A 19,800-nucleotide genomic window follows, 5' to 3' on the forward strand; every position below is an offset into this window, starting at 1 on the left:
GCTCGGTGAGCGGCGAGCAGCCCGGTTTGGTGAGTGCCGGCGGTCCGGTCAGTCCTCGATGCGGACCTTGATCGCGGTCTGACGGCGGTCGTACGACGACTTGATCAGGCTGGCGACCGTGGTCACGAACAGGGTGCCGACGATGAAGCCCAGTGAGGTCAGGATGCCGATGTGGGGCAGATGGATCGCGCCGATGTCGTCGATGTGCGAGCCGTGCAGCGCCTCGATGATCAGCTTCACGCCGATGAAGGCGAGGATGACCGACAGACCGACGTTCAGGTAGATGATCCGTTCCAGCAGCCCGCCGATCAGGAAGTACAGCTGGCGCAGCCCCATCAGCGCGAACGCGTTCGCGGTCAGCACGATGTAGGCGTCCTGGGTGAGCCCGAAGATCGCGGGGATCGAGTCGAGCGCGAAGATCACGTTCGCCATCCCGATCGCGGCGATCACGATCACCAGCGGCGTCACCAGCCGGCGGCCGTCGATCCGGGTGACCAGCTTGGCGCCGTCGTAGTCGTGGGACAGCGGGAGGATCCTGCGGAGCCCGCGCAGTACGGCGTTCTCCTGGAAGTCGCCCTCGTCGTTCTCGCCCTCGAGCGCCAGCCTCACCGCGGTGTAGACCAGGAACGCGCCGAAGATGTAGAAGACCCAGCTCGCCGCCGAGATCGCCGCCGCGCCGGCCAGGATGAAGATCGCCCGCAGCACCATCGAGACCACGATGCCGATGTAGAGCACCTTGTCCTGGGCCAGGCTGGGCACCGCGAAGCGCGCCATGATGATCACGAAGACGAACAGGTTGTCGACGCTCAGGCTGTACTCGGTGATGTAGCCGGCGACGAACTCACCGCCGGTCTGCCCGGGGCTGAAGATGAACAGCCCGACCGCGAACAGGCCGGCCAGGCCGACGTAGAAGAGGACCCAGCGGGTCGCGTCCTTGATCGTGACGGTGTGATCCCGCCGGGCGATCACGACCAGGTCGAAGGCGACGATCGCGAGCAGCCCGACGATGGTGAGCACCCAGACGAGCGGGGGCATAACTGAGACCATGGCGAATCCTCCGGACGACGGCGTACAGCTCGGTCCGGAGGTCTCTTCCGCCCGGATCACTCCGGGCCGGCAGCACCGGTTCGGCCGCCCAGGCCTCCCGTGATGACGACACTGCCGTGCTCGGACCATGCCGCCGGACACTGCTCGGCGCGGCCCGAGGAGGAATACTCCCCTCCACAAACACCCCGAGTGTATCCAGTGCCGATGCATACCACCGTGCACCAGGTCACATCCGGCGTGCTCGGCAAGATCGTATACCGCATACAGACTCCAGCGCCAGGGGTCGCAGCCGCGCTCCTGGTCGAGCGGAACATGACCGACAGCCGGCGATCTGGCAAAAAGTTTCCATTTCGGCACAGGGGGTGGGAGATTCCGCCGGATCGGAGTACAAAGAAGGTCGTAGGTCTTACCGCCCTAGGTCGTGTCTGGTGATCCAGCGCCGTCGCGAGCAGGTGCTCGGTGCGGTGCATCGGCGTGCTGGAGTGAAGGCCTCGATGTTTTCCATCGTGGCCTTTGCTCCAGTGCGGCGAGGTGCCGTGCCGAGTGCCGCGCAGTAGGCGATGGATTGCCAGACACGACCTCGACCTAGGAGGAAATGTCATGGCCGGACTCAACGGCGAAGCTTCATGGTTCTGTTGCGGCAACGCATGGGGACCCTGCGGTACCGCGGGACACGGCGCCTGCGGAACCTGCAACTCCTCGAACTTCCAGCACGCGTGGCCGAACACCTCGGACGCGTGCTACGCCATCACTCACCCGGACACCTGCGGAGTCACCGGAATGTCCCGGCGTACCTGCGGTTTCCGGCACTCCACGACGCATCTGTGCAGTGGAGCCCGCGTGGTCACGTCGATCGCGGACTGTGGTCCGCAGACCGACCTCTTCTGTGGTGAACGCGCCTGCTGCGGTGGGTCGTGCGCCTCCAACCGGATCCTCGACCTGACCCCGGCCGCGTTCTCCGCGATCGCGAGCCTGTCGAACGGTCTGATCCCCGCTGCGATCGACGTCGGCTGAGAGGTGAACTGAGATGACAACCACGTTGGACCGCCGTTCTCTGCTCACCCGGGCCGCACTCGGCGCTTCCGGGCTCGTCGCAGCCACTACGTTGGGCTCGCTCGCTCCCGAGACCGCGTTCGCCGCGAGCTCACAGTTCCCCGAACCAGGACAACCCGACCCGAACTTCGCCGAAGGCCTGATCACCGGCCGGAGCCAGGATCTCCTGCAGGTGCAGGGATCCGACGGCCGGCTGCACCGGATCCAGCTCACCGGCGGGACCAGTGTCTGGAAGCTCCGGCCGACCACCGCCGACCAGGCTAAGATCGGCGACGGCCTGTACGCCCGCGGCGTGCTGATGCCGGACGGCGTGCTCGCGGCCGAGTCGGTCTGGATCAACATCGTCAACCTGACCGTCAGCATCACCTCGATCGGACGCTCGTCCCTGCAACTCGACCACAACGGCCAGACCGTCGTGGGATTCGTGCAGCCCGGGCTCACCGCGGCCGTCTACAACGGAACTCCCGCGGTGTCGGACCTGTCGATGCTGAAGGTCGGCCGGCATGCCCAGGTGATCGGCGCCTGGCGGCCGGGGACCAACCAGATCGACCTCGCGACGATCTACTCGTCGAACTGAGCGGGAGGCCGCGATGTTCGCACAAGAGGTAGCGGCCGCGCAGCCGCTGCTCATCGGAGCCGTCCTGCTGTGGTCGTCGTACGGGAAGTTGACCAATGCCCAGCAGGCGGATCGTACGGCGTTGCCCCGCTTGGTCGGCGAGTCACGCGCGGTCCCGGCGTACCGGTTGGTCGGTGTCGTCGAGGCCGTGATCGGTCTGGCGTTGCTCGCGCCGCCGGTGTGGATCGTCGAGGCGCTGGCGGCCGTTGCCTTGGGCATCGGTTTCACCGGATACCTCGTCTACGCCAGGATCGTCGTACCCGAAGCATCGTGCGGGTGTGTCGGCAAGTCCGAGCGACCCGTTGGACAGCGGGCGATCGGGCGGGCCTTGTTGCTGCTGGCAACCGCAGTTGTGGCAACGACTGCCGATGCCGGCTGGTGGTCGGCCGGTGCGGGCTTGCTCGTGCTGGTGGTCGAGGCCGCCGCGTTCGTCGCGTTGTCCGCCGAGCTGGATCGGTACTGGTTGCTGCCGTTGCGGCGGCTGCGACTCAGGCTGAGCCATCCACTCGCGGGTACGGCGAGCAACGACGTACCGCTCGTGGCAACGCAGCGACGGGTGATGCTCAGCCCGGCGTACCGCGCGGTCGACGGGCTGCTGCGGTCCGACATTCGCGATCACTGGGACGACGAAGGGTGGCGGTTCCTCAGCTACACCGCGAGGTACGACGGGCGCCCGGCGACCGCCGTCTTCGCCGTACCGCATGACGACTCCACGCCGGAGTCCGTCCGGGTCGCCGTCGTCGACGAGACGTCGGGCCAGACCCTGTTCCGTCCAATCCCGGTGGCCGTCACGTAGCGGTCACTCGCTCAGCGGTCAGGCCAGCCCTCGCGGAGCAGCTCGAACAGCTCTGTGAGGGCTGCCTGCCGTTCGGGTACGTCGCGCACCAGATCCAGGCCGCCGAGCACGAACCGGGCCAGCGTCCGCGCCCGGAATCGCTCCGACTCCCCCCAGCTCTCGACGATCGCATCCGTCAGCGACTCCTCGTGCCGCTCGAGCCTCCGGCGCGCGTACTCCACCAGCGCGGGTGTCGCGGCGATCATCGCCGTGAAGGCTTCGAGCTCGGTCCGGTCGTGCGCGGCGATCTGCTCGGTCCGCAGATGCGCCTCGAGCGCGGCCAGAACGCCTTGCCCGGAAGGCCGATCGCGCACGGCCGCGAGAATGCCGGCCTCGAGCTCCGGGGCGTCGTCGAACACCAGGCTCTCTTTGGTCGGGAAGTAGGTGAAGACCGTCGTCGGGGACAGATCGACCACGTCGGCGATCTCCTTGACCGTGACGTGGTCGAATCCGCGCTCGAGGAACAACCGCGTCGCGACCTCGGCGATGTGCTGCCGGGTCTGGGCCTTCTTGCGTTCCCGCCGGGAGATCGGCGGTGCGGTGGCATCCGTCACGGCGTCAGCCTAGCGGTTGACATCGGAAAACTGAAGTGACTACAGTTTTGAACTGACACCAGTTGTCTGCTGAAGGAGCTTCTGATGACCACACCAACCTCAGCCCGGATCGGCATCGTCGGCGCCGGCCCCGGCGGACTCACCTGCGCCCGGATCCTGCAGCGGCACGGCTTCCACGTCGACGTGTACGACCGGGACACCAGCCGTGACGCCCGCGACCAGGGCGGCTCCCTGGACCTCCGGACCGACGACGGTCAGCTCGCCCTGCGCGAGGCCGGCCTGATCGACGAGTTCTTCGCGCTGTGCCGGCCCGAAGGACAGGAGGGACGGGCGTACCTCGCCGATGGCACCCTGGTCAGTAGTTTCGTGCCGGACGCCGGCGATACTTTCAAGCCGGAGATCGATCGTGGCCAGTTGCGCGATCTCTTGCTGGATTCACTGACACCGGGGACCGTTCACTGGGGTCGGCGGCTGACCGCGGTCGAAGGATCCGGGACGCTGCGATTCGAGGACGGGTCGAGTGTCGACCACGATCTCGTGATCGGGGCCGACGGAGCGTTTTCGAAGGTCCGGACCGCGGTTTCTCCCGTGCGTCCGGCGTACAGCGGGGTCACGTTCCTGGAGGCCCGGTTCCACGAGGTCGACACCCGCCGCCCCGACCTCGCCGCATTGGTCGGCCAAGGCACCACTCACATCAGTGACGGCGAGCGGGCGATCTTCGCGCAGCGGAATGCCAATGATCAGATCACCGTCTATGTCATGCAGCGACTGGCCGCGGACTGGATCACTGCGGCAGGTCTGGAACTCGACGATACCGACGCACTTCGGTCGCACCTTGCCGCCACGTTTGCCGGTTGGGCTCCAAAGGTGCGAGAGCTGGCGATCGGCCTCGACGGCCGGTACATCGATCGGCCGCTCTACGTTCTACCGATGCCGTTCGGGTGGACGCCGAGCCCGTCGATCACCCTGCTGGGCGATGCCGCACACCTGATGCCACCGGTCGGCGTCGGGGTCAACCTCGCGATGCTCGACGCCTGCGACCTCGCGCTCGCGCTCGTCACGTCGACCACGGTCGCCGAGGCGGTCACGGCGTACGAGGCCGGCATGCTGGACCGCGCGACCGGGCTCGGCGACCAGATGCTCGGGGTGTTCGACGACTTGTTGGCGGCGCCGACAGTCGCCGCCTAGGGTGCTGTTACCGCTTGATCGCTGTCGGTGTTGACAGCACCTCGCGGCGATGGTGTGATGCGAAGCGGCCATTAGGAAACCTTCCTAACGGTTAGGTGGTTCCCCTGCAGCTCCTCCGCCCCGGACATCCAGGAGACCTCATGAGACCCCGCTTCATCTGGGTTGTGACCGTGCTGGCCGTCGCCACGCTCGGGCTCAGCGCTCCCCCGGCCGCCACCGCGGCATCGACCGACTACCAGGCCGAGGACGCGGCCATCTCGCAAGGCGTGGTCGAGTCCAACCATGCCGGGTACACCGGCGCCGGCTTCGTCAATTACGACAACCTTGTTGGCAGTTACGTCGAGTGGACCGTGACGGCTCCGGCCGGACCGGCCGACGTGACCCTGAGATACGCGAACGGTACGACGGCCACCCGGCCGATGGACTTCACCGTGAACGGCGTCGCCGGCGCGGTCGGCATCACGTTCCCCGGCACGGGTGCGTGGGAGACCTGGGCGACCAAGACGGTCCGCCTCCAGTTGGTCGCCGGGACGAACAAGATCCGCGCCCGCGCGACCAGCGTCGACGGCGGCCCGAACGCCGACAAGCTCACGGTCACCCCGACGAGCAACGACACCACCCCGCCGTCCGCTCCTGCCAACCTCGCCGTCAGCAACCTCAAGTCGAACGCCGCCACCTTCACCTGGGCCGCGGCGACCGACAACGTCGGTGTAGTCCGGTACGAGATCAATCGCGGCGGCAACGTCCTCAAGGTCGTCGACGGCAGCACGCTGTCCGCGACGGTCGACACCTTGACGGCCAATACGGCGTACGACATCTCCGTCGGCGCATTCGATGCCGCAGGCAACGCTTCGCAGCAAAGCAACGTAGTTACCTTTACTACTCCGGGCAGTGGCGATACCCAGCCGCCGAGTGTGCCTGGCAACGTGCATTCCACCGGAACGACGGCGAACAGCGTCTCGCTGGCCTGGAACGCGTCGACCGACAACAGCGGCAGCATCGCCGGGTACGACGTCTACCAAGGGTCGGCCAAGGTTGCGACGACTGGTTCGCTGACGACGACGGTGACCGGGCTGACGGCGAACACCGAGTACACCTTCACGGTGAAGGCTCGGGATCCGGACGGGAATGCGTCGGCTGCCAGCAATGCCGTGACGGTACGTACGTCGACGGGTGGGGCCGGCGGGATTCCGGCGTACGACCGGGATATCGCGAAGGTCGACCTCGGGTGGAGTGTGGCGTTCCTGCCGGACGGATCGGCGCTGGTGACCGAGCGGGATCGGTTCGAGGTGTTGCGGGTGACCGCGACCGGGCAGAAGACGACGCTCGGGAAGGTGCCGGGAGTGGTCACGACGACCGGTGAAGGCGGTCTGCTGGGCATCGCGCTGTCGCCGACCTTCGCGACCGACCACTGGGTGTACTTCTACCACACGGCTTCTGGTGACAACCGGATCGTGCGGATGAAGTACGAGAACGGCGTACTGGCGTCGACCTCGTCGCCGGTGCTCACCGGGCTGGCCAAGAACCGGTACCACAACGGTGGGCGGATCGCGTTCGGTCCGGACGGGAAGCTGTACGCGACGGTCGGCGACGCGAAGAACTCCGGCAACGCGCAGGACAAGAGCTCGCTGAACGGCAAGATCCTGCGGATGAACCCGGACGGCACTCCCCCGAGTGACAACCCGTTCTTCAGCACCGGCGGCAATGCTCGCTACGTGTGGAGCTGGGGACATCGCAACCCACAAGGCCTCGCCTGGGACTCGCGCGGTCAACTGTGGGCGGCGGAGTTCGGCGAGAACAGCCTCGACGAGCTCAACCTGATCCAGAAGGGTGGCAACTACGGCTGGCCCGCGTGCGAAGGCACCATCGGCGACTGCAGCGGCTACATCGCGCCGAAGCGCACCTGGTCCACCTCCCAGGCCGGACCGAGCGGCATCGAGATCGTCAACGACTGGATCTACATCGCCGGTGTCACCGGCAAGCAGTTGTGGGCCACCCAGATCAACTCCGCCGGCACCGGCGTAGGCACTCCGCAGGCCGTCTTCTCCGGCCGCTGGGGCCGCCTCCGCAGTGTCACCAAAACCCCCGACGGTGCCCTCTGGCTGACCTCCACCAACAACGACATGAACGGCGGTACCCCCGACACCATCGACAACGTCATCGTCCGCCTCAAGTTTCCCTGATGCCGAGCCGGCGGGTCACCCGAGCCGAGTGACCCGCCGGTGGGGCTAGCGGAGGTTTTGGTGGTCGAGCCAGGTGGCTAGCTCAGTGGCTATTTGCTTGGGGCGGTCTTCGGCTGCATGGTGACCCGCTTCGCCGCAGGGGACTATGTCGAGAGCGGCGATGTTGGTGGCGCACCAGGTGGCTAGGTCCGGGCTGATGAGAAGGGTGGGTGAGCCCTCGAAGGTGAGCAGGAGCTTGGGTACGCCGGGGCTCGTGCCGAGCCACTCGTCGTAGTCGGTGATGCGGGCAACGGTTTCGGCCGGGTCGCCGCCCAGGGGTAGTTGGCGCTGCCAGGCCAGGATGGGACGGCGCGATTCCGGAGTTGGGTACGGCTGCAGGTAGACCTGGAGATCCTCGTCGGCGACAGGAGTACGGACGCCGCCGGTGAAGGCCTGGCGGACGAAGAGGTTCTCCTCGAGGACGAGCTTTTCGCCGGGCCCCGGCGTACGGATGAGCTGCGTGCGTTCGCGGGCCTGTTGGGTGAGGTCCTCCCATGCCATCGGCTTGACGATGGTCTCGAAGAAGGCGATGCCGGCGACGCGATCGGGGTGCCGGGCAGCCCAGTCGAACGCGAGCGCGCCGCCCCAGTCGTGGCCGACCAGGATCACCCGGTCGAGCTCCAGCGCGTCGAACCAGGCGTCGAGATACCGCGCGTGATCGGCGAAGGTGTAGCCGATGTCGGGCTTGCCGGAGCGCCCCATCCCGATCAGGTCGGGGGCGAGCAGCCGGCCGGCGCCGACGTACGGCGTCACGTTGCGCCAGACGTACGACGAGGCCGGATTCCCGTGCAGGAAGACGATCGGCGTACCCGCGCCGGTCTCCTCGTAGTGAATGGTCGAGTCAAGAACCGCGAGATCAGGCATGTCCACATTCCCTCAACTTGTTGGTGCGACCAACATAAAAGCTCAACCCGAGTTGAGGTCAACCCCGGTCACCGGCCGGCCGAAGTCGGTGTAGGCGGGGGTGGTTCGAGCCAGGGCCTGGGTCAGCCGGCGGGCCATCGAGGGGCGGAGGTGGGGGGTGGCCTCGGCCAGGGTGAGGAAGTGGATGGCGCGGACCTCGGTGGGGTCGGGGACGAGGTGGTCGTCGGCGGTGAGGATGCCGCCGTCGAAGACGAAGGCGAGTGCGTCGGTCCAGGGGCCGTGCGCGGGGACCCAGTCGACGACCAGCAGAGCGCCGATCTCGCGGTCGAGGCCGATCTCTTCCTTCACCTCACGGCGGCAGGCTTGGTACGGCGATTCGTCGTACTCGGCGATGCCGCCCGGGATGTCCAGGGTCGGCTTGTAGGTCGGTTCGAGGAACAGGATCCGGCCGTCCCGGTCGTGGATCAGCGCGCCGCCGGCGACCGTCTTCCGCGGCAGGCGGGCCGCGATCCCGGCGTTGAACTCCTGCTCCGGCTCGCCCTCGGCCAGCAGATCATCCTGTCGATTCACGCCACCAGTCTCGACCACACGCCACCAATCGATCAGTTTTCGAGAAGCGACCCACCGGCTGTGCTCCGTAGTCTGAAGATCAGTCAGCCCGAACCACTCAGAAAGGCTCCTCTCATGGCAACGACGCGGAAGACCACCACCAGCTCCAAGGCCAAGTCGTACGACGGTTTCACCACCGAAGAGCGCGATGCGATGAAGGAGCGCGCCAAGGAGCTCAAGTCCGCCCGCGGCAAGGACGGCGAAGCCGACGTCCTGGAGAAGATCGCCGAGCTGCCGGACCAGGACCGCGTCATCGCCGAACGGATCCACGCCCTCGTCAAGGCGAACGCCCCCGAGCTCACCGCGAAGACCTGGTACGGCTCCCCGGCGTACGCGAAGGACGGCAAGATCGTGTGCTTCTTCCAGGGCCGGGACAAGTTCAAGTCCCGCTACGCCACCTTCGGCTTCAACGACGCCGCGGCGCTCGACGAAGGCGCGATGTGGCCGACGGCGTACGCCGTCACCGAGCTCACCCCCGCCGCCGAGAAGCAGATCGCGGCCCTGCTCAAGAAGGCAGTCAGCTGATCGCCTTCGTTGTCACCTTCCGGGTGTCGCAAGACCAGCTCGTGGCAAGATCAGCGGGTGCAGATCGGGATGCTCGGTGCCTTTGAGGTTCGTACGGACGACGGCGTGGTCGTCGACGTACCGGGCGCCCGGCTGCGCGGACTGCTGGTCGCGCTGGCGCTGAGGCCGGGTCAGGTGGTCCCGAAGGCGACCCTGGTCGACTGGATCTGGGGCGAGCAACCGCCCGCTGAGGCGGGGAATGCCTTGCAACGCTTGGTCTCCCGCTTGCGCAAGCTTTTGCCGGACGGCGTCATCGAGGGTCAACCGGATGGCTACCGGCTGCTGGTGGATGCGGATGCTGTCGACGCGATCCGGTTCGAGCGCCTGCTCGGCCAGACCCGCACCGACCCGCACTTGCTCTCCGAGGCGCTCGGCTTGTGGCGCGGTGACGCGATGCAAGACGTTGGCTTGCAGGACAGTACGGCGTACGACGCGGCCGTCACTCGACTCGAGGGTCTTCGCCTGACCGCTCTGGAGAATCGGTTCGATGCGGAGATCAACCGCGGCCGGGGCGCCGAGCTGGTCACCGAGCTGACCGACTTGGTGGCCCTACACCCGGTCCGCGAGCGGCTCGTTGCCGCGCTGATGCAGGCGCTGGCCGCGGCCGGTCGCAACGCTGACGCACTGCTCTTGTACGAACGCACCCGCGAAGCCCTCGCGGACTCGCTGGGAGTCGACCCGTCCCCCGAGCTGTCCGCGGTGCATGTCGCCCTGCTGCGGGGCGAGTTCGGACGGCGCGAGGACGAGCGGCGGACCAACCTGCGGGCCGAGCTGACCAGCTATGTCGGCAAGGCCACCGATATCGGCATGGTCCGCGAGCTCGTCGCCGGGCACCGGCTCACCACGCTCGTCGGGCCGGGCGGAGCGGGAAAGACCAGGCTGGCCGCGGAGGCCGGGCGCACATTGGTCGACGACGAGCCTGACGGCGTGTGGCTGGTCGAGCTCGCGCCGATCGGTTCGGACGGTGACGTGGCCCAGGCGACGCTTGCTGCGCTCAGTCTGCGGGACGGGCTGCTGAGCGAGGTGTCGGAGGTGGACCCGACCGACCGGGTCATCACCGCGTTGCGGGAGCGCGAGGCGCTGCTGATCCTGGACAACTGTGAGCACGTGATCGAGGCGGCGGCGACGTTCGCCCATCGGGTGCTCGGCGAGTGCCGGCGGCTGCGGATCCTCGCGACGAGCCGGGAGCCGCTCGGCATCACGGGTGAGGCGCTGTGGCACGTCGTACCGCTGACTCTGCCGACCGATGAAGCTGATTCGGCGGAGATCGAGGCGTCGCCGGCTGTCCAGCTGCTGCGGGATCGGGCCGCCGCCGTACGCACGGATATCGCGATCGATGCCCACACGTTGGCGACCATGGCACGCGTCTGCCGGGCGCTCGACGGGATGCCGCTCGCGATCGAACTGGCCGCGGCCCGGCTGCGCACGATGTCGCTCGACCAGCTTGCCGACCGGCTCGACGACGTGTTCCGCCTGCTGACGGGCGGCAGTCGTACGGCGCTCCCCCGGCAGCGGACGCTGCGCGCGGTGATCGACTGGAGTTGGGCGCTGCTGTCGGACGCGGAGCGGATGGTGCTGCGCAGGCTGTCGGTCTTCTACGGCGGTGCGAGCCTGGAGGCCGCCGAGCGAGTCTGCGCAGGCGACACGGTCGATCCCGATCAGGTGCTCGAGCTGCTGACCGCGCTGACCGAGAAGTCGCTGGTGGTCGCCGACACCGGTAAGTCGCCGCGGTACCGGATGCTCGGCACCATCAAGGAGTACGCCGCCCAACGTCTGGCCGAGGCGGGAGAGTCGGACCTCGCCCGGCACGCGCATCTGCGCTACTTCACCGAGCTGGCCGAGACCGCGCTACCGCATCTTCGCCGCGCCGAGCAGCTGGATTGGATCGCGCTGCTCGCGGACGATCATGACAACCTGAGCGCGGCGATGCGGGCCGCGACGGCGGCCGGCGAGGCGCAGGAGGCGATGCGGCTGGCCGCGTCCGCCGCCTGGTACTGGTGGGTGGCCGGGCACAAGACCGAGGGCAGCGAGCTCGTGACGGCGGCCACGGAGATCCCCGGCGAGGTGACCGATGAGGTGCGCGCGGCGGTGTACGCGTTCGTCGTCCAATTCCTGAGCTCTGGGGTGGGCGACGAACATCAGGCGGCGGAGTGGATCCACAAGGCCTACCGCTACAGCCAGCTGAGCAAGGACCCGAATCCGGTGCTGAGCCTGATAGCTCCGCTGGAGCAGATGTTGCGGGATCCGGCCGGCATCCTGCCCGCCTGGGAAGCGCTCCTCGATCACGAGGATCCCTGGGTCCGCGCGATGGCGCGGCTACAGCTGGGCAAGATGCGGGCGGTCTTCGGTGGCGACGGCGAGCAGGCGGACCAGGATCTCCGCTTGGCACTCGACGCCTTCCGCGCGACCGGAGAACGGTTCGGCATCTCGTTCGCGCTGGCCGAACTGGCGGAGCGGACCATCACCCGCGGCCGGTTCGCCGAGGCGCGTGACTATCTCGACCAGGCGGCGGCCGTGGTGACCGAGTTCGGCGCCGTCGACGACGTCATCCGGATCCATGCCCGGCTGGGCCAGGTGTACTGGCTGATGGGCGACCACGAGGCCAGCGCGGCCGCCATGGCCGAGGCGCAACGCTACGCGGAACGCGTTCCGTGGGCCGGCGCGCTGGTCGTGCTCGCGCTCACGAAGGCGGAGCTCGCGGGCTGGAACGACGATGCCGAGGAGGCACTGCGGCAGCTCGATCTCGCCCTGACCATCCTCGGCCCCGACGCGGAGCAGGCCAGCATCCGCGCGGCCGCGCACAGTCTGCGCGGCTACTTCGCCGACGATCTCGACGAGGCCCGCAAGCACCGCGTGGCCGCTTTCGACGCCGCGACCGAGGCCGGCCACCCGGCGCTCATCGCCCAGACCATCGTCGGGGTCGCGCACCTGGCGATGCGTCGCAAAGAGTACGAGCGAGCGGCACAGTTGCTCGCGGCAAGCAACACCGTCCGCGGCCTGCCGGACCTTTCCCAACCAGCGATCCACCGGATCGAGGACGCCGCACGCCGCCACCTCGGCGAAACCCACTTCACCGAGGCCCTGCACACCGGATCCCAGGCAGACTGGCAGCAACTGGTCGCGGCCGCCCTCGCCGCCTAGAAGTCAGCCGAACGACGGCAGCTCGACCAGCTTCAGTACGGTCACCGGCGGGAAGTCAGGCCACTCGGTCAACGGGTCTTCATCGAGATTGCGCAGGTACTTGTCGATGAAGCGCTGCGTATCACGTAGTACCCGGACCGCGGTCGCGGCGTCGATCGAGCCGCCCTCCAACGCGTCGGCGAACTCGTCCAGGTCCAGCAACTCATAGCGGAAACTGGCCGGCGGTACGACGAGGTCGACGTACAGATCGTGGATCGCCAGCCGGCCCGGCTCGGATTCCTCGACGTCGACGAGATCGACGTACCAGCCGCCTTCGATCGCGCCGGTGAAGGTGTTCGGCTTGGTGAGTTGGACGCCTTCGGTGGCGATCACGAAGCAGCGGTCGGTGGTGGGGCGGCCCGGGGCTTGCCATTGCGGGAGGATCGGTACGTCGTACGCGACGACCCCGTCCTCGCTGCGGACGCCGGAACACCACTGGCCGGTCCGATGCAGGACCTGGACGTCCTCAAGCCGCATCCGTCAGCTCTCCGGCACTGGGGTACGGGCGATGCCCTCGATGAGCATGTGGAAGTGCCATGCCAGGCGCTTCTCCGGCGTACCGCTGAGCAGCCTGTCGGCCTGGGCGTGTACGTGCGGGTAGGTCCGCTCGTCCGCGTCGCGCAACGCCTGGCTCAGGGTGTTGAAGCCGACCTCGTTCTGCGGTGACTGCTCGCGGATGGCCCCTTCGACCGCAACCGCGATGGGGAACTGCAGCAGGACATCCACTCCCCAGGCGGCCTGCTGTGGTGGCACATCGCCTTCGTCCAGCAACCGCAGCAGCCGCTCCACCAACCGCACGTAATGCTCACCGCTCGGCCACACCGCCAGCGCCGACCGGCTCAGCTCCGGGTTCGCGAACAAGACGCGGGTGTATGAGGTCAGCACTCCCACGAGCCGCTCGCGCCAGTCACTCCCGGGAGCGTCCAGCTCCACTTCACCGAGCAACTGGTCGAGCATGGCCGCGTGCAGTTCGTCGGTGTTGGCGACGTAGACATACAGCGACGCAGGCCCGGTATCCAGCTCCTGCGCCAGCCGCCGCATCGTCACCTTCGACAACCCGTCGGTCCGGAGGATGCCGACCGCCGTCATCACGATCCCCTCCCGGCTCAAGGCCGGTTTCGCCGGCCGCTCACGCCGACTGATCGGACTCCTCGAACGCGGTGGCATAACCGCACCTTAACGACTATGCGAGGTACTCGAGTGCGTAGCCGTCGCCCGCCTGCGTCACGCGCGCGACACCGGGTGAGTCCAGGTGGGCGCCGGCGACGTAGTGATGGGGCTGGGCCAACTGCGTCAGCAGCGCAGCTCGCGCGTCGCGCGCCTCTGCCTGATCGCGGTCGAACTCCCACGACACCTGCGGTTGAGCGAACTGCAGCGACGGCACATGAACCGTGTCGCCCCACACCAGCAGATGCTCACCGCCACTCGTCACGTCATAGATCGTGTGCCCAGGTGTGTGCCCCGGAGCCGGAACAGCAGTGACCCATGCATTGATCGCGACCTTGCTGGTGATCGGTACGACGCGGTCGCGGACGGGCTCGAGTCGACCGGTGAACACCGCAGCATCCTCGGCTCCGATCCAGACCCGTTCCAGACCGGCGAACGCCTGCGATCCGTCGGGCCCGATTAGGCCGTTGACGTGATCCTCGTGCCGATGAGTGATCGCCACGTCGGTGATGGTGCCTGCCTCGATCTCGGCTTCGGCGAGGGCGTCGTACAGCGATCCCATCGTCTCCAGCCAGGCGTTGGAGGCGCCGGTGTCGATCAGGATCGATCGTGTCCCGTCGCTGAGGTAGAACGCGTTGACCGACAGCCGCAAGTTGCCCTCGGCAAGTGGAACTGTCGATGGGACATGGTCGAGCGGCTCACCGCTGAGGTCGCGCAGGCGGGTCGGCGGCATGTCGACGTACCCGTCTCGCAGTGAGACCACCCGCAGCTCACCGAACTCGAAGACGGCATGGAGCGGACCACCGGAGACGAAGCGCATTGATCCTCCACTGACGTCAGGGGCTGGGTGGATCCTCCCATCATTGTTACTGCGGTTGCGGCCGCCAGGTGCCGTCGAGCGGGATGCCGGCTGCTTGGGCGATTCGGTTGCGCGATGCGAGCAGGCGGGTTCGCAGCGCCGCGAGGTCCACGTCTACCAGTGCGCCGTCGCGTTTGACGATGCGACCGGCCGCGATCACGGTGTCGACCAGGCCGGGGTGTCCGGCGCTGACGATGGTGGCGATCGGGTCGGTGACCGGGAAGACGGTCAGATCATCGGCGCGGAGCAGGACGAGGTCCGCGTCTTTGCCGGGCGTGATGCTGCCGACGCGTGCGTCGAGCCCCAACGACCGGGCGGCGTCGACCGTAGTGAACTCCAGCAGGTCGCGCGAGCGCAGGCTCCCGTCCAGACCGCGTTGTACGGCGAACGCCGTACGCATCGTCGAGAACAGGTCACCACCGACCGCCGGGACGTCGTCCACGGACAAGGTGGGGCGCAGACCGGCGGCCAGGACGCGGCCGGTCATCGGGAACCCGAAACCCATCTTGAGTTCGACGTCCGGGCTGATCGACACGGAACTGCCTGCGTCGGCGAGCATCCGCAGTTCGTCGTCGCTGATGCCGTTGGCGTGGACGAACGTGGTGGTGTCACGCAGGAGACCGTGCTCGTGCAATTCGGCCACGGGTTGCCGGGGTCCGCCGCCGTCGACGTGCAGGCTGGTGCGTAGTCCGAATTCTTCGGCCAGCTTCAGCTCCCGGGCCACAGTGTCCATCGTCGTGGCCTCGGGACCGCGTAGGCCGAGCACCAGAGAGAGTCGGGCATCACCGGCGAGCTCGGCGTGAACACGGCGGATGTCGTCGTCGACCGGGTCGGCACTCCCCCAGCCGGCGCCCAGGCAGAAGAGCGATCGGCCTGGTGCATCCCGCAGCGCTGCGATCGCGGCGTCTTCGTGCTCGTGGGTCTGCGCGACGTGATACCAGTCGAGCATCGTGGTCACGCCGGAGTGCAGCGCCTCCAACCGGCCGAGAAGAGTGCCGATGTAGACGTCTTCGGGTCGGTAGTGCGGTTTGACCGTGCCGTGCATGGCCGCCGCCCACTCGGGGAACGTCCAGTCCGCTCCCACGCCGCGGAACGCGGTCTGCCAAGCGTGTCGATGGTTGTCGACGAAGCCGGGCATGACGATCCGCTCGGTCGCGTCGACCACCTTCGCTTCCGGCGCCTCGATGTGCGCGCCGACCTCGACGATCACGCCGTTCTCGATCAGCACGTCGCCGCGGCCGAGGTCACCGATCGCCGGGTCCATGGTGACGACGATGCCGCCGGTGATCAGGGTCTTCATCGAACTCCTTCGGTCTGCGCTCAGGAGTCCATCGTGAAGCTTTCAAGGCTCTGAATCCGGCATCATGGGCAATTTTGGCAACGGATTGCGCGAGTCAGCGGCGCAGGATTGTGGTAGCACTATGCATGGCGCAATAATCTGCTGTCATGGACGACGTGGATCGGGCCATCCTGACCGTGCTCGAACGTGACGGCCGGATCAGCAACAACGAGTTGGCTGCCCGCGTCGGGCTGTCGCCGTCGCCGTGCCTGCGGCGCGTGCGGCACCTGGAGGAGACCGGAGTCATCCGCGGGTACCGGGCGCTCATCGATCCCGCCGCGATCGGGCGCAGCCTGCGGGTGTTCGCGGGTGTCCGGCTGATGCGCCACGCCCGCGCCGACGTCGTCGCCTTCGAGCGCGGGATCACGCAGCTACCCCAGGTCGTGGCCTGTCACCACATCACGGGGAACTTCGACTACCTGCTCCAGGTCGAGGTCGCCGACCTCCCGGCGTACGAAAACTTCCATGCCAACGAGCTGGCCGCGCTGCCCGGCGTCGCCACTGTGACCAGTTACGTCACCATGAAGACGCTTCTGCCTGAGGTTTGACTCAGATGGTGATCGTGCCGCGGATGCACACGGTCGTTCCGCCGCTGACCCAGATGGTGCCGTCGGCATCGGCCGAGACTTCGATGGTCGCGGCGCGGCCGACCCTCGTACCTTGCGAGACGCGATACGAATCCGGCGCGGCGCCCGTCGACGTCAGCCACTGGCCGACCCCTGCGTTCATGCTGCCGCAGGCCGGATCCTCGGGCACTCCGACAGCCGGTGCGAACGTGCGCAGCTCGAATTGATGCGTCGCTCCGTCCGGATGGGCCCCGATCGCACCGACCATCGCGGTCGGGATCAGCGACAGGTCCGGCTCGAGGGCGAGAACCTCGTCCGCGGTCGCCAGGCGGATCACGGCCCAGCCCGGACCGTTGTCGACCCATTGGTGCGCCACGACCTGATCGGGCGCGATGCCGAACGCCTTGATGATCTGTTGCAGGTAGTCGTCATCGAGAGCGCCCTCACGCACGCGAGGCGGTGCTGCGAACGACAGCACATCGTCGGCCCGACGGACAGCGATCAGGCCGGCAGCGCATTCCTGCACGATGCGGCCAGCGTGTTGCGGCACCCCACCTGCATCCAGCCAGGCGTGTGCGGAGCCGAGCGTGGGGTGACCGGCGAACGGCAGCTCATCGCCGGGCGTGAAGATCCGCAGCCGGTAGTCCGCCTCCGGCACCGTCGGCGGCAGGACGAACGTCGTCTCGGACAGATTCGTCCAGCGCGCCACGCGCTGCATCTGCTCGTCCGTCAGGTCGGTCCCATCCAGTACGACGCCGACCGGATTCCCGCCGTACGGACTCGTCGAGAACACATCGACCTGGAGAAACGAACGATCACGCGGCATGGAAGCCCTCTCGAACGGCGTCGGGGTACCAGCGTACGAGATGTAGGCATGCCGGTCCGGCTCGAGCTCACCGGAGCCTGGCCAGGATCTGCGCGGCCTCGTCGTTCGCGGGATCGAGGTCGAGGGCGCGGTGGAGGACCTCCCTCGCCAGGTCGGACCGCCCGTCCACCTCGTTGGCCCATCCGGTCATCGTCCAGGCCGGCGACGAGTCCGGACGCAACTCTGTCCACATCCGCAAGACGGGCCAGACCAACCCGGTCCGGTGCAGTTCGATCGCTCCCCAGACAGCGTCGCCGAACCCGTCGTCGTCGAGATCGAACTCGTCAGCCGGAGGCCGCACGCCGCGCAGCTCCTTCACGGCCTCGCTGTCCGCACCATGGCCGACAGCGACGTCGAGGGCGGCCGTGGCAATGGGCCAGGTGGGGGCCGTGTTCGAGTTGGCCAGTACGACGACGCCCGTACGCAGCGCAGGCACCATCACGAGCCTCGCCTTGAACCCAGGGTCCAAACCATTGTGGCTCAGCGTCCGGTGCCCGCGATAGCTGCCGATCGCCCAACCCAGCCCCGCCGCTTCTTCCCACGGTGGGTGCCCCATCGGCAGCACGGGCTGCGACACGAGCTCGACCAGGCCGGCGTCCAGCGGCGGCTCGCCGGCGGACTCGAAGTGCGCCACTATCCAGCGACTCAGCTCGACCAAGTTCGAGTGCATGGTCGAGCTTGGTGCGTGGCGTCTGGTGTACGGATAAGCGTCTCCTGGCACCGCCAAGGGCATCCCGACATGCGGTGAAGCAGCCAGCTCCCCGGGCACTTCGGCTCGCAGGAAGGTGCTGTTTCGCATCCCCAGGGGATCAAAGACCTGTTGCCGTACGGCGTTCTCGAACGTCGTACCCGTTGCCCTCGACAACATCAGCCCGAGCAACTCGTACCCGGCATTGGAGTACGAGAACGCCGTACCCGGCTCGGCCTCCAACCGCCAATCCGACAAGCTCCGAGCGAACTCGCTCAAGGCGTCGTCGCCGAGCTGCGGATCGTGCCAGCCGTAGTCCGAGACGTCCGGCAGACCGCTTGAATGACTCAACAGTCCCCGCGCCGTCACCTCCCCGGCTCGACCGTCGGCGAGCGTGAACTCGGGGACCCATTCGGTGATCGGCGCATCCAGATCGAGCACTGCCGCGCGGCCGTCCCTCGCCCTCGCCAGTGACGCGATCGCTGTCGCCACAAAGGGTTTGGACACCGACGCGAGGTGAAACATCGTCTCGGGGGTGACCGGCGTACCGGTGTCGACGTCTCGTACGCCGAACCCACGCGCGACCACCTCCCGGTCGCGCACGACCGCAACAGCCAGCCCCGCCACGTTCCGCGAGCCGGCAATCCCCTCGAGCAGCGGCCACAACTCCGCCTCCACGCTCCCCTTCATGTGGTGACGGTACGCCGTCCCGCAGTATCTCGGACACGTATTTCCTGCGGCTGCGTCCTAGCGCGGGCCGGTCGTCGACGCGAGGTGACGGAGGTGGTCGACGGTGTCGGGGAGGTCTCGCAGTTTGGTGGTGATGGTGGCCTCGATCGTTGCCGGGTCGCCCATCCAGTGGGCCGCGGGTTCTTCGCCGAGGGAGGCGCGGATGTGCTCGCCGAGGACCTGGATGTAGTTTCTGGTCACGCTGAGGAAGAGGTCCGGCCCGGCCCATCCGAGGTCGCCGCCGGCTTCGACGTACGCGGTCAGGATTCTGTTGATCTGGGTGGGCTCGCCGGATCCGAAGATGTACGCGACCCGGCCCGCCTCGAGGGCGGCGCTGTCGGTGCGGACGCTGTCCCAATCCACGAGGACGGGTCCGGCGGCAGACATGACGAGGTTGTGGGTCTTGAAATCGCCGTGGGTGGTGATGAGGTCTGGTACGGCGTTGCTCAGTTCGGCGATGCGGTCAGTCACGGCGAGGATGCTCGGCTGGAAGAGACTGGCCCACGACGCGTCCCGATCTCTTGCCTTCGCGAACCAGTCCGCCCAGGTCGCGGGTGACTGGACCGCGCCCTGCCACCAGCGAGGCAAGCCCTCCCCGCCGATCGGCCGCAGCTGATGGACCTGCAGCATCGTCTGTCCGAGCCAGGTCGAGACATCGCGGTCGACCTGAGCGTGTTCGACCCATCGGTAGACCCGAACCAGCCGATCCTCGATCCGCGTCGCCCAACCCAGCAAGGGATCGACCGGCATGACCGGCGCCGGCATGTCCACGCCGGCCGCAAGCGCCTCGCGCTCGAAGGCCATCGCGAACGCCAGCTGGTCCGTCAGATTCTCGCCCTGGAACTGACCACCTGT

At 67.6% G+C, this 19,800-nt stretch carries 19 protein-coding genes; 8 read left to right on the forward strand and 11 right to left on the reverse strand.

The features are described from left to right. Positions 1-48: 48 nt before the first annotated feature. Entirely contained in the window at positions 49-1,035 is a 987-nt protein-coding gene (locus ACWF4Z_RS32900; RefSeq protein WP_452247089.1) for a TerC/Alx family metal homeostasis membrane protein, read from the reverse strand. Between the two features lie 612 nt (positions 1,036-1,647). Between ACWF4Z_RS32900 and ACWF4Z_RS32905 the strand changes: the two genes are divergently transcribed. From ACWF4Z_RS32905 to ACWF4Z_RS32915, 3 genes are read left to right on the forward strand one after another with little or no spacing between them, the layout of a single operon-like run. Beyond that, positions 1,648-2,061 carry a hypothetical protein gene (locus tag ACWF4Z_RS32905; RefSeq protein ID WP_452247090.1) on the forward strand — a complete coding sequence of 138 codons (414 nt, stop codon included), beginning with the start codon at positions 1,648-1,650 and terminating at the stop codon, positions 2,059-2,061. 13 nt (positions 2,062-2,074) lie between these two features. Then, positions 2,075-2,677 (forward strand): cell wall protein, encoded by a 603-nt coding sequence (locus ACWF4Z_RS32910; protein WP_452247091.1) that lies wholly within the window; start codon positions 2,075-2,077, stop codon positions 2,675-2,677. A 13-nt stretch (positions 2,678-2,690) separates the two neighbouring features. Further along, positions 2,691-3,512: a MauE/DoxX family redox-associated membrane protein gene (locus tag ACWF4Z_RS32915; protein WP_452247092.1), complete on the forward strand. Its 822-nt coding sequence runs from the start codon at positions 2,691-2,693 to the stop codon at positions 3,510-3,512. An 11-nt stretch (positions 3,513-3,523) separates the two neighbouring features. Here ACWF4Z_RS32915 and ACWF4Z_RS32920 read toward each other — a convergent pair whose 3' ends face one another. Continuing rightward, complete coding sequence (locus ACWF4Z_RS32920; RefSeq protein ID WP_452247093.1) at positions 3,524-4,105, reverse strand: TetR/AcrR family transcriptional regulator; 582 nt, start codon at positions 4,103-4,105, stop codon at positions 3,524-3,526. Positions 4,106-4,189: 84 nt separating this feature from the next. Between ACWF4Z_RS32920 and ACWF4Z_RS32925 the strand changes: the two genes are divergently transcribed. Next, the gene (locus tag ACWF4Z_RS32925) at positions 4,190-5,293 is read left to right on the forward strand and encodes an FAD-dependent oxidoreductase (RefSeq protein WP_452247094.1); all 1,104 of its coding nucleotides are present in this window, start codon (positions 4,190-4,192) and stop codon (positions 5,291-5,293) included. A 140-nt stretch (positions 5,294-5,433) separates the two neighbouring features. After that, on the forward strand, positions 5,434-7,476 hold the full coding sequence (locus ACWF4Z_RS32930; RefSeq protein ID WP_452247095.1) for a PQQ-dependent sugar dehydrogenase: 2,043 nt from the start codon (positions 5,434-5,436) through the stop codon (positions 7,474-7,476). A 45-nt stretch (positions 7,477-7,521) separates the two neighbouring features. On the opposite strand, the gene ACWF4Z_RS32935 is transcribed toward ACWF4Z_RS32930, so the two are convergent. Further along, complete coding sequence (locus ACWF4Z_RS32935) at positions 7,522-8,379, reverse strand: haloalkane dehalogenase (protein WP_452247096.1); 858 nt, start codon at positions 8,377-8,379, stop codon at positions 7,522-7,524. Positions 8,380-8,421: 42 nt separating this feature from the next. After that, on the reverse strand, positions 8,422-8,949 hold the full coding sequence (locus ACWF4Z_RS32940) for an NUDIX domain-containing protein (protein ID WP_452247097.1): 528 nt from the start codon (positions 8,947-8,949) through the stop codon (positions 8,422-8,424). Positions 8,950-9,063: 114 nt separating this feature from the next. On the opposite strand from ACWF4Z_RS32940, the gene ACWF4Z_RS32945 reads away from it, so the two are divergent. Together ACWF4Z_RS32945 and ACWF4Z_RS32950 are read left to right on the forward strand one after the other, a co-directional pair. Continuing rightward, positions 9,064-9,513, forward strand: a complete 450-nt coding sequence (locus ACWF4Z_RS32945) for an iron chaperone (RefSeq protein WP_452247098.1) — start codon at positions 9,064-9,066, stop codon at positions 9,511-9,513. A 57-nt stretch (positions 9,514-9,570) separates the two neighbouring features. After that, entirely contained in the window at positions 9,571-12,693 is a 3,123-nt protein-coding gene (locus tag ACWF4Z_RS32950; protein WP_452247099.1) for a BTAD domain-containing putative transcriptional regulator, read from the forward strand. A 3-nt stretch (positions 12,694-12,696) separates the two neighbouring features. Here the strand turns inward: ACWF4Z_RS32950 and ACWF4Z_RS32955 are convergent, their stop codons facing one another. From ACWF4Z_RS32955 to ACWF4Z_RS32970, 4 genes are read right to left on the reverse strand one after another with little or no spacing between them, the layout of a single operon-like run. Further along, complete coding sequence (locus tag ACWF4Z_RS32955) at positions 12,697-13,209, reverse strand: DUF402 domain-containing protein (RefSeq protein WP_452247100.1); 513 nt, start codon at positions 13,207-13,209, stop codon at positions 12,697-12,699. Positions 13,210-13,212: 3 nt separating this feature from the next. After that, positions 13,213-13,899 carry a TetR/AcrR family transcriptional regulator gene (locus ACWF4Z_RS32960; protein ID WP_452247101.1) on the reverse strand — a complete coding sequence of 229 codons (687 nt, stop codon included), beginning with the start codon at positions 13,897-13,899 and terminating at the stop codon, positions 13,213-13,215. A 16-nt stretch (positions 13,900-13,915) separates the two neighbouring features. Continuing rightward, positions 13,916-14,719, reverse strand: coding sequence for an MBL fold metallo-hydrolase (locus tag ACWF4Z_RS32965; protein WP_452247102.1), 804 nt, complete (start codon positions 14,717-14,719; stop codon positions 13,916-13,918). Between the two features lie 46 nt (positions 14,720-14,765). Then, entirely contained in the window at positions 14,766-16,058 is a 1,293-nt protein-coding gene (locus ACWF4Z_RS32970; protein ID WP_452247103.1) for an amidohydrolase family protein, read from the reverse strand. A 146-nt stretch (positions 16,059-16,204) separates the two neighbouring features. On the opposite strand from ACWF4Z_RS32970, the gene ACWF4Z_RS32975 reads away from it, so the two are divergent. Then, positions 16,205-16,645, forward strand: coding sequence for an Lrp/AsnC family transcriptional regulator (locus ACWF4Z_RS32975; protein ID WP_452247104.1), 441 nt, complete (start codon positions 16,205-16,207; stop codon positions 16,643-16,645). 1 nt (position 16,646) lies between these two features. Here the strand turns inward: ACWF4Z_RS32975 and ACWF4Z_RS32980 are convergent, their stop codons facing one another. The 3 genes from ACWF4Z_RS32980 to ACWF4Z_RS32990 all read right to left on the reverse strand — a co-directional run bounded on the left by ACWF4Z_RS32980 (position 16,647) and on the right by ACWF4Z_RS32990 (position 19,749). Beyond that, complete coding sequence (locus ACWF4Z_RS32980) at positions 16,647-17,489, reverse strand: PhzF family phenazine biosynthesis protein (protein WP_452247105.1); 843 nt, start codon at positions 17,487-17,489, stop codon at positions 16,647-16,649. Between the two features lie 67 nt (positions 17,490-17,556). Further along, complete coding sequence (locus ACWF4Z_RS32985) at positions 17,557-18,906, reverse strand: serine hydrolase (protein ID WP_452247106.1); 1,350 nt, start codon at positions 18,904-18,906, stop codon at positions 17,557-17,559. 57 nt (positions 18,907-18,963) lie between these two features. Next, positions 18,964-19,749: a phosphotransferase gene (locus tag ACWF4Z_RS32990; RefSeq protein WP_452247107.1), complete on the reverse strand. Its 786-nt coding sequence runs from the start codon at positions 19,747-19,749 to the stop codon at positions 18,964-18,966. Between the last annotated feature and the right edge of the window lie 51 nt (positions 19,750-19,800).

Source organism: Kribbella sp. NPDC055071, assembly GCF_053608045.1.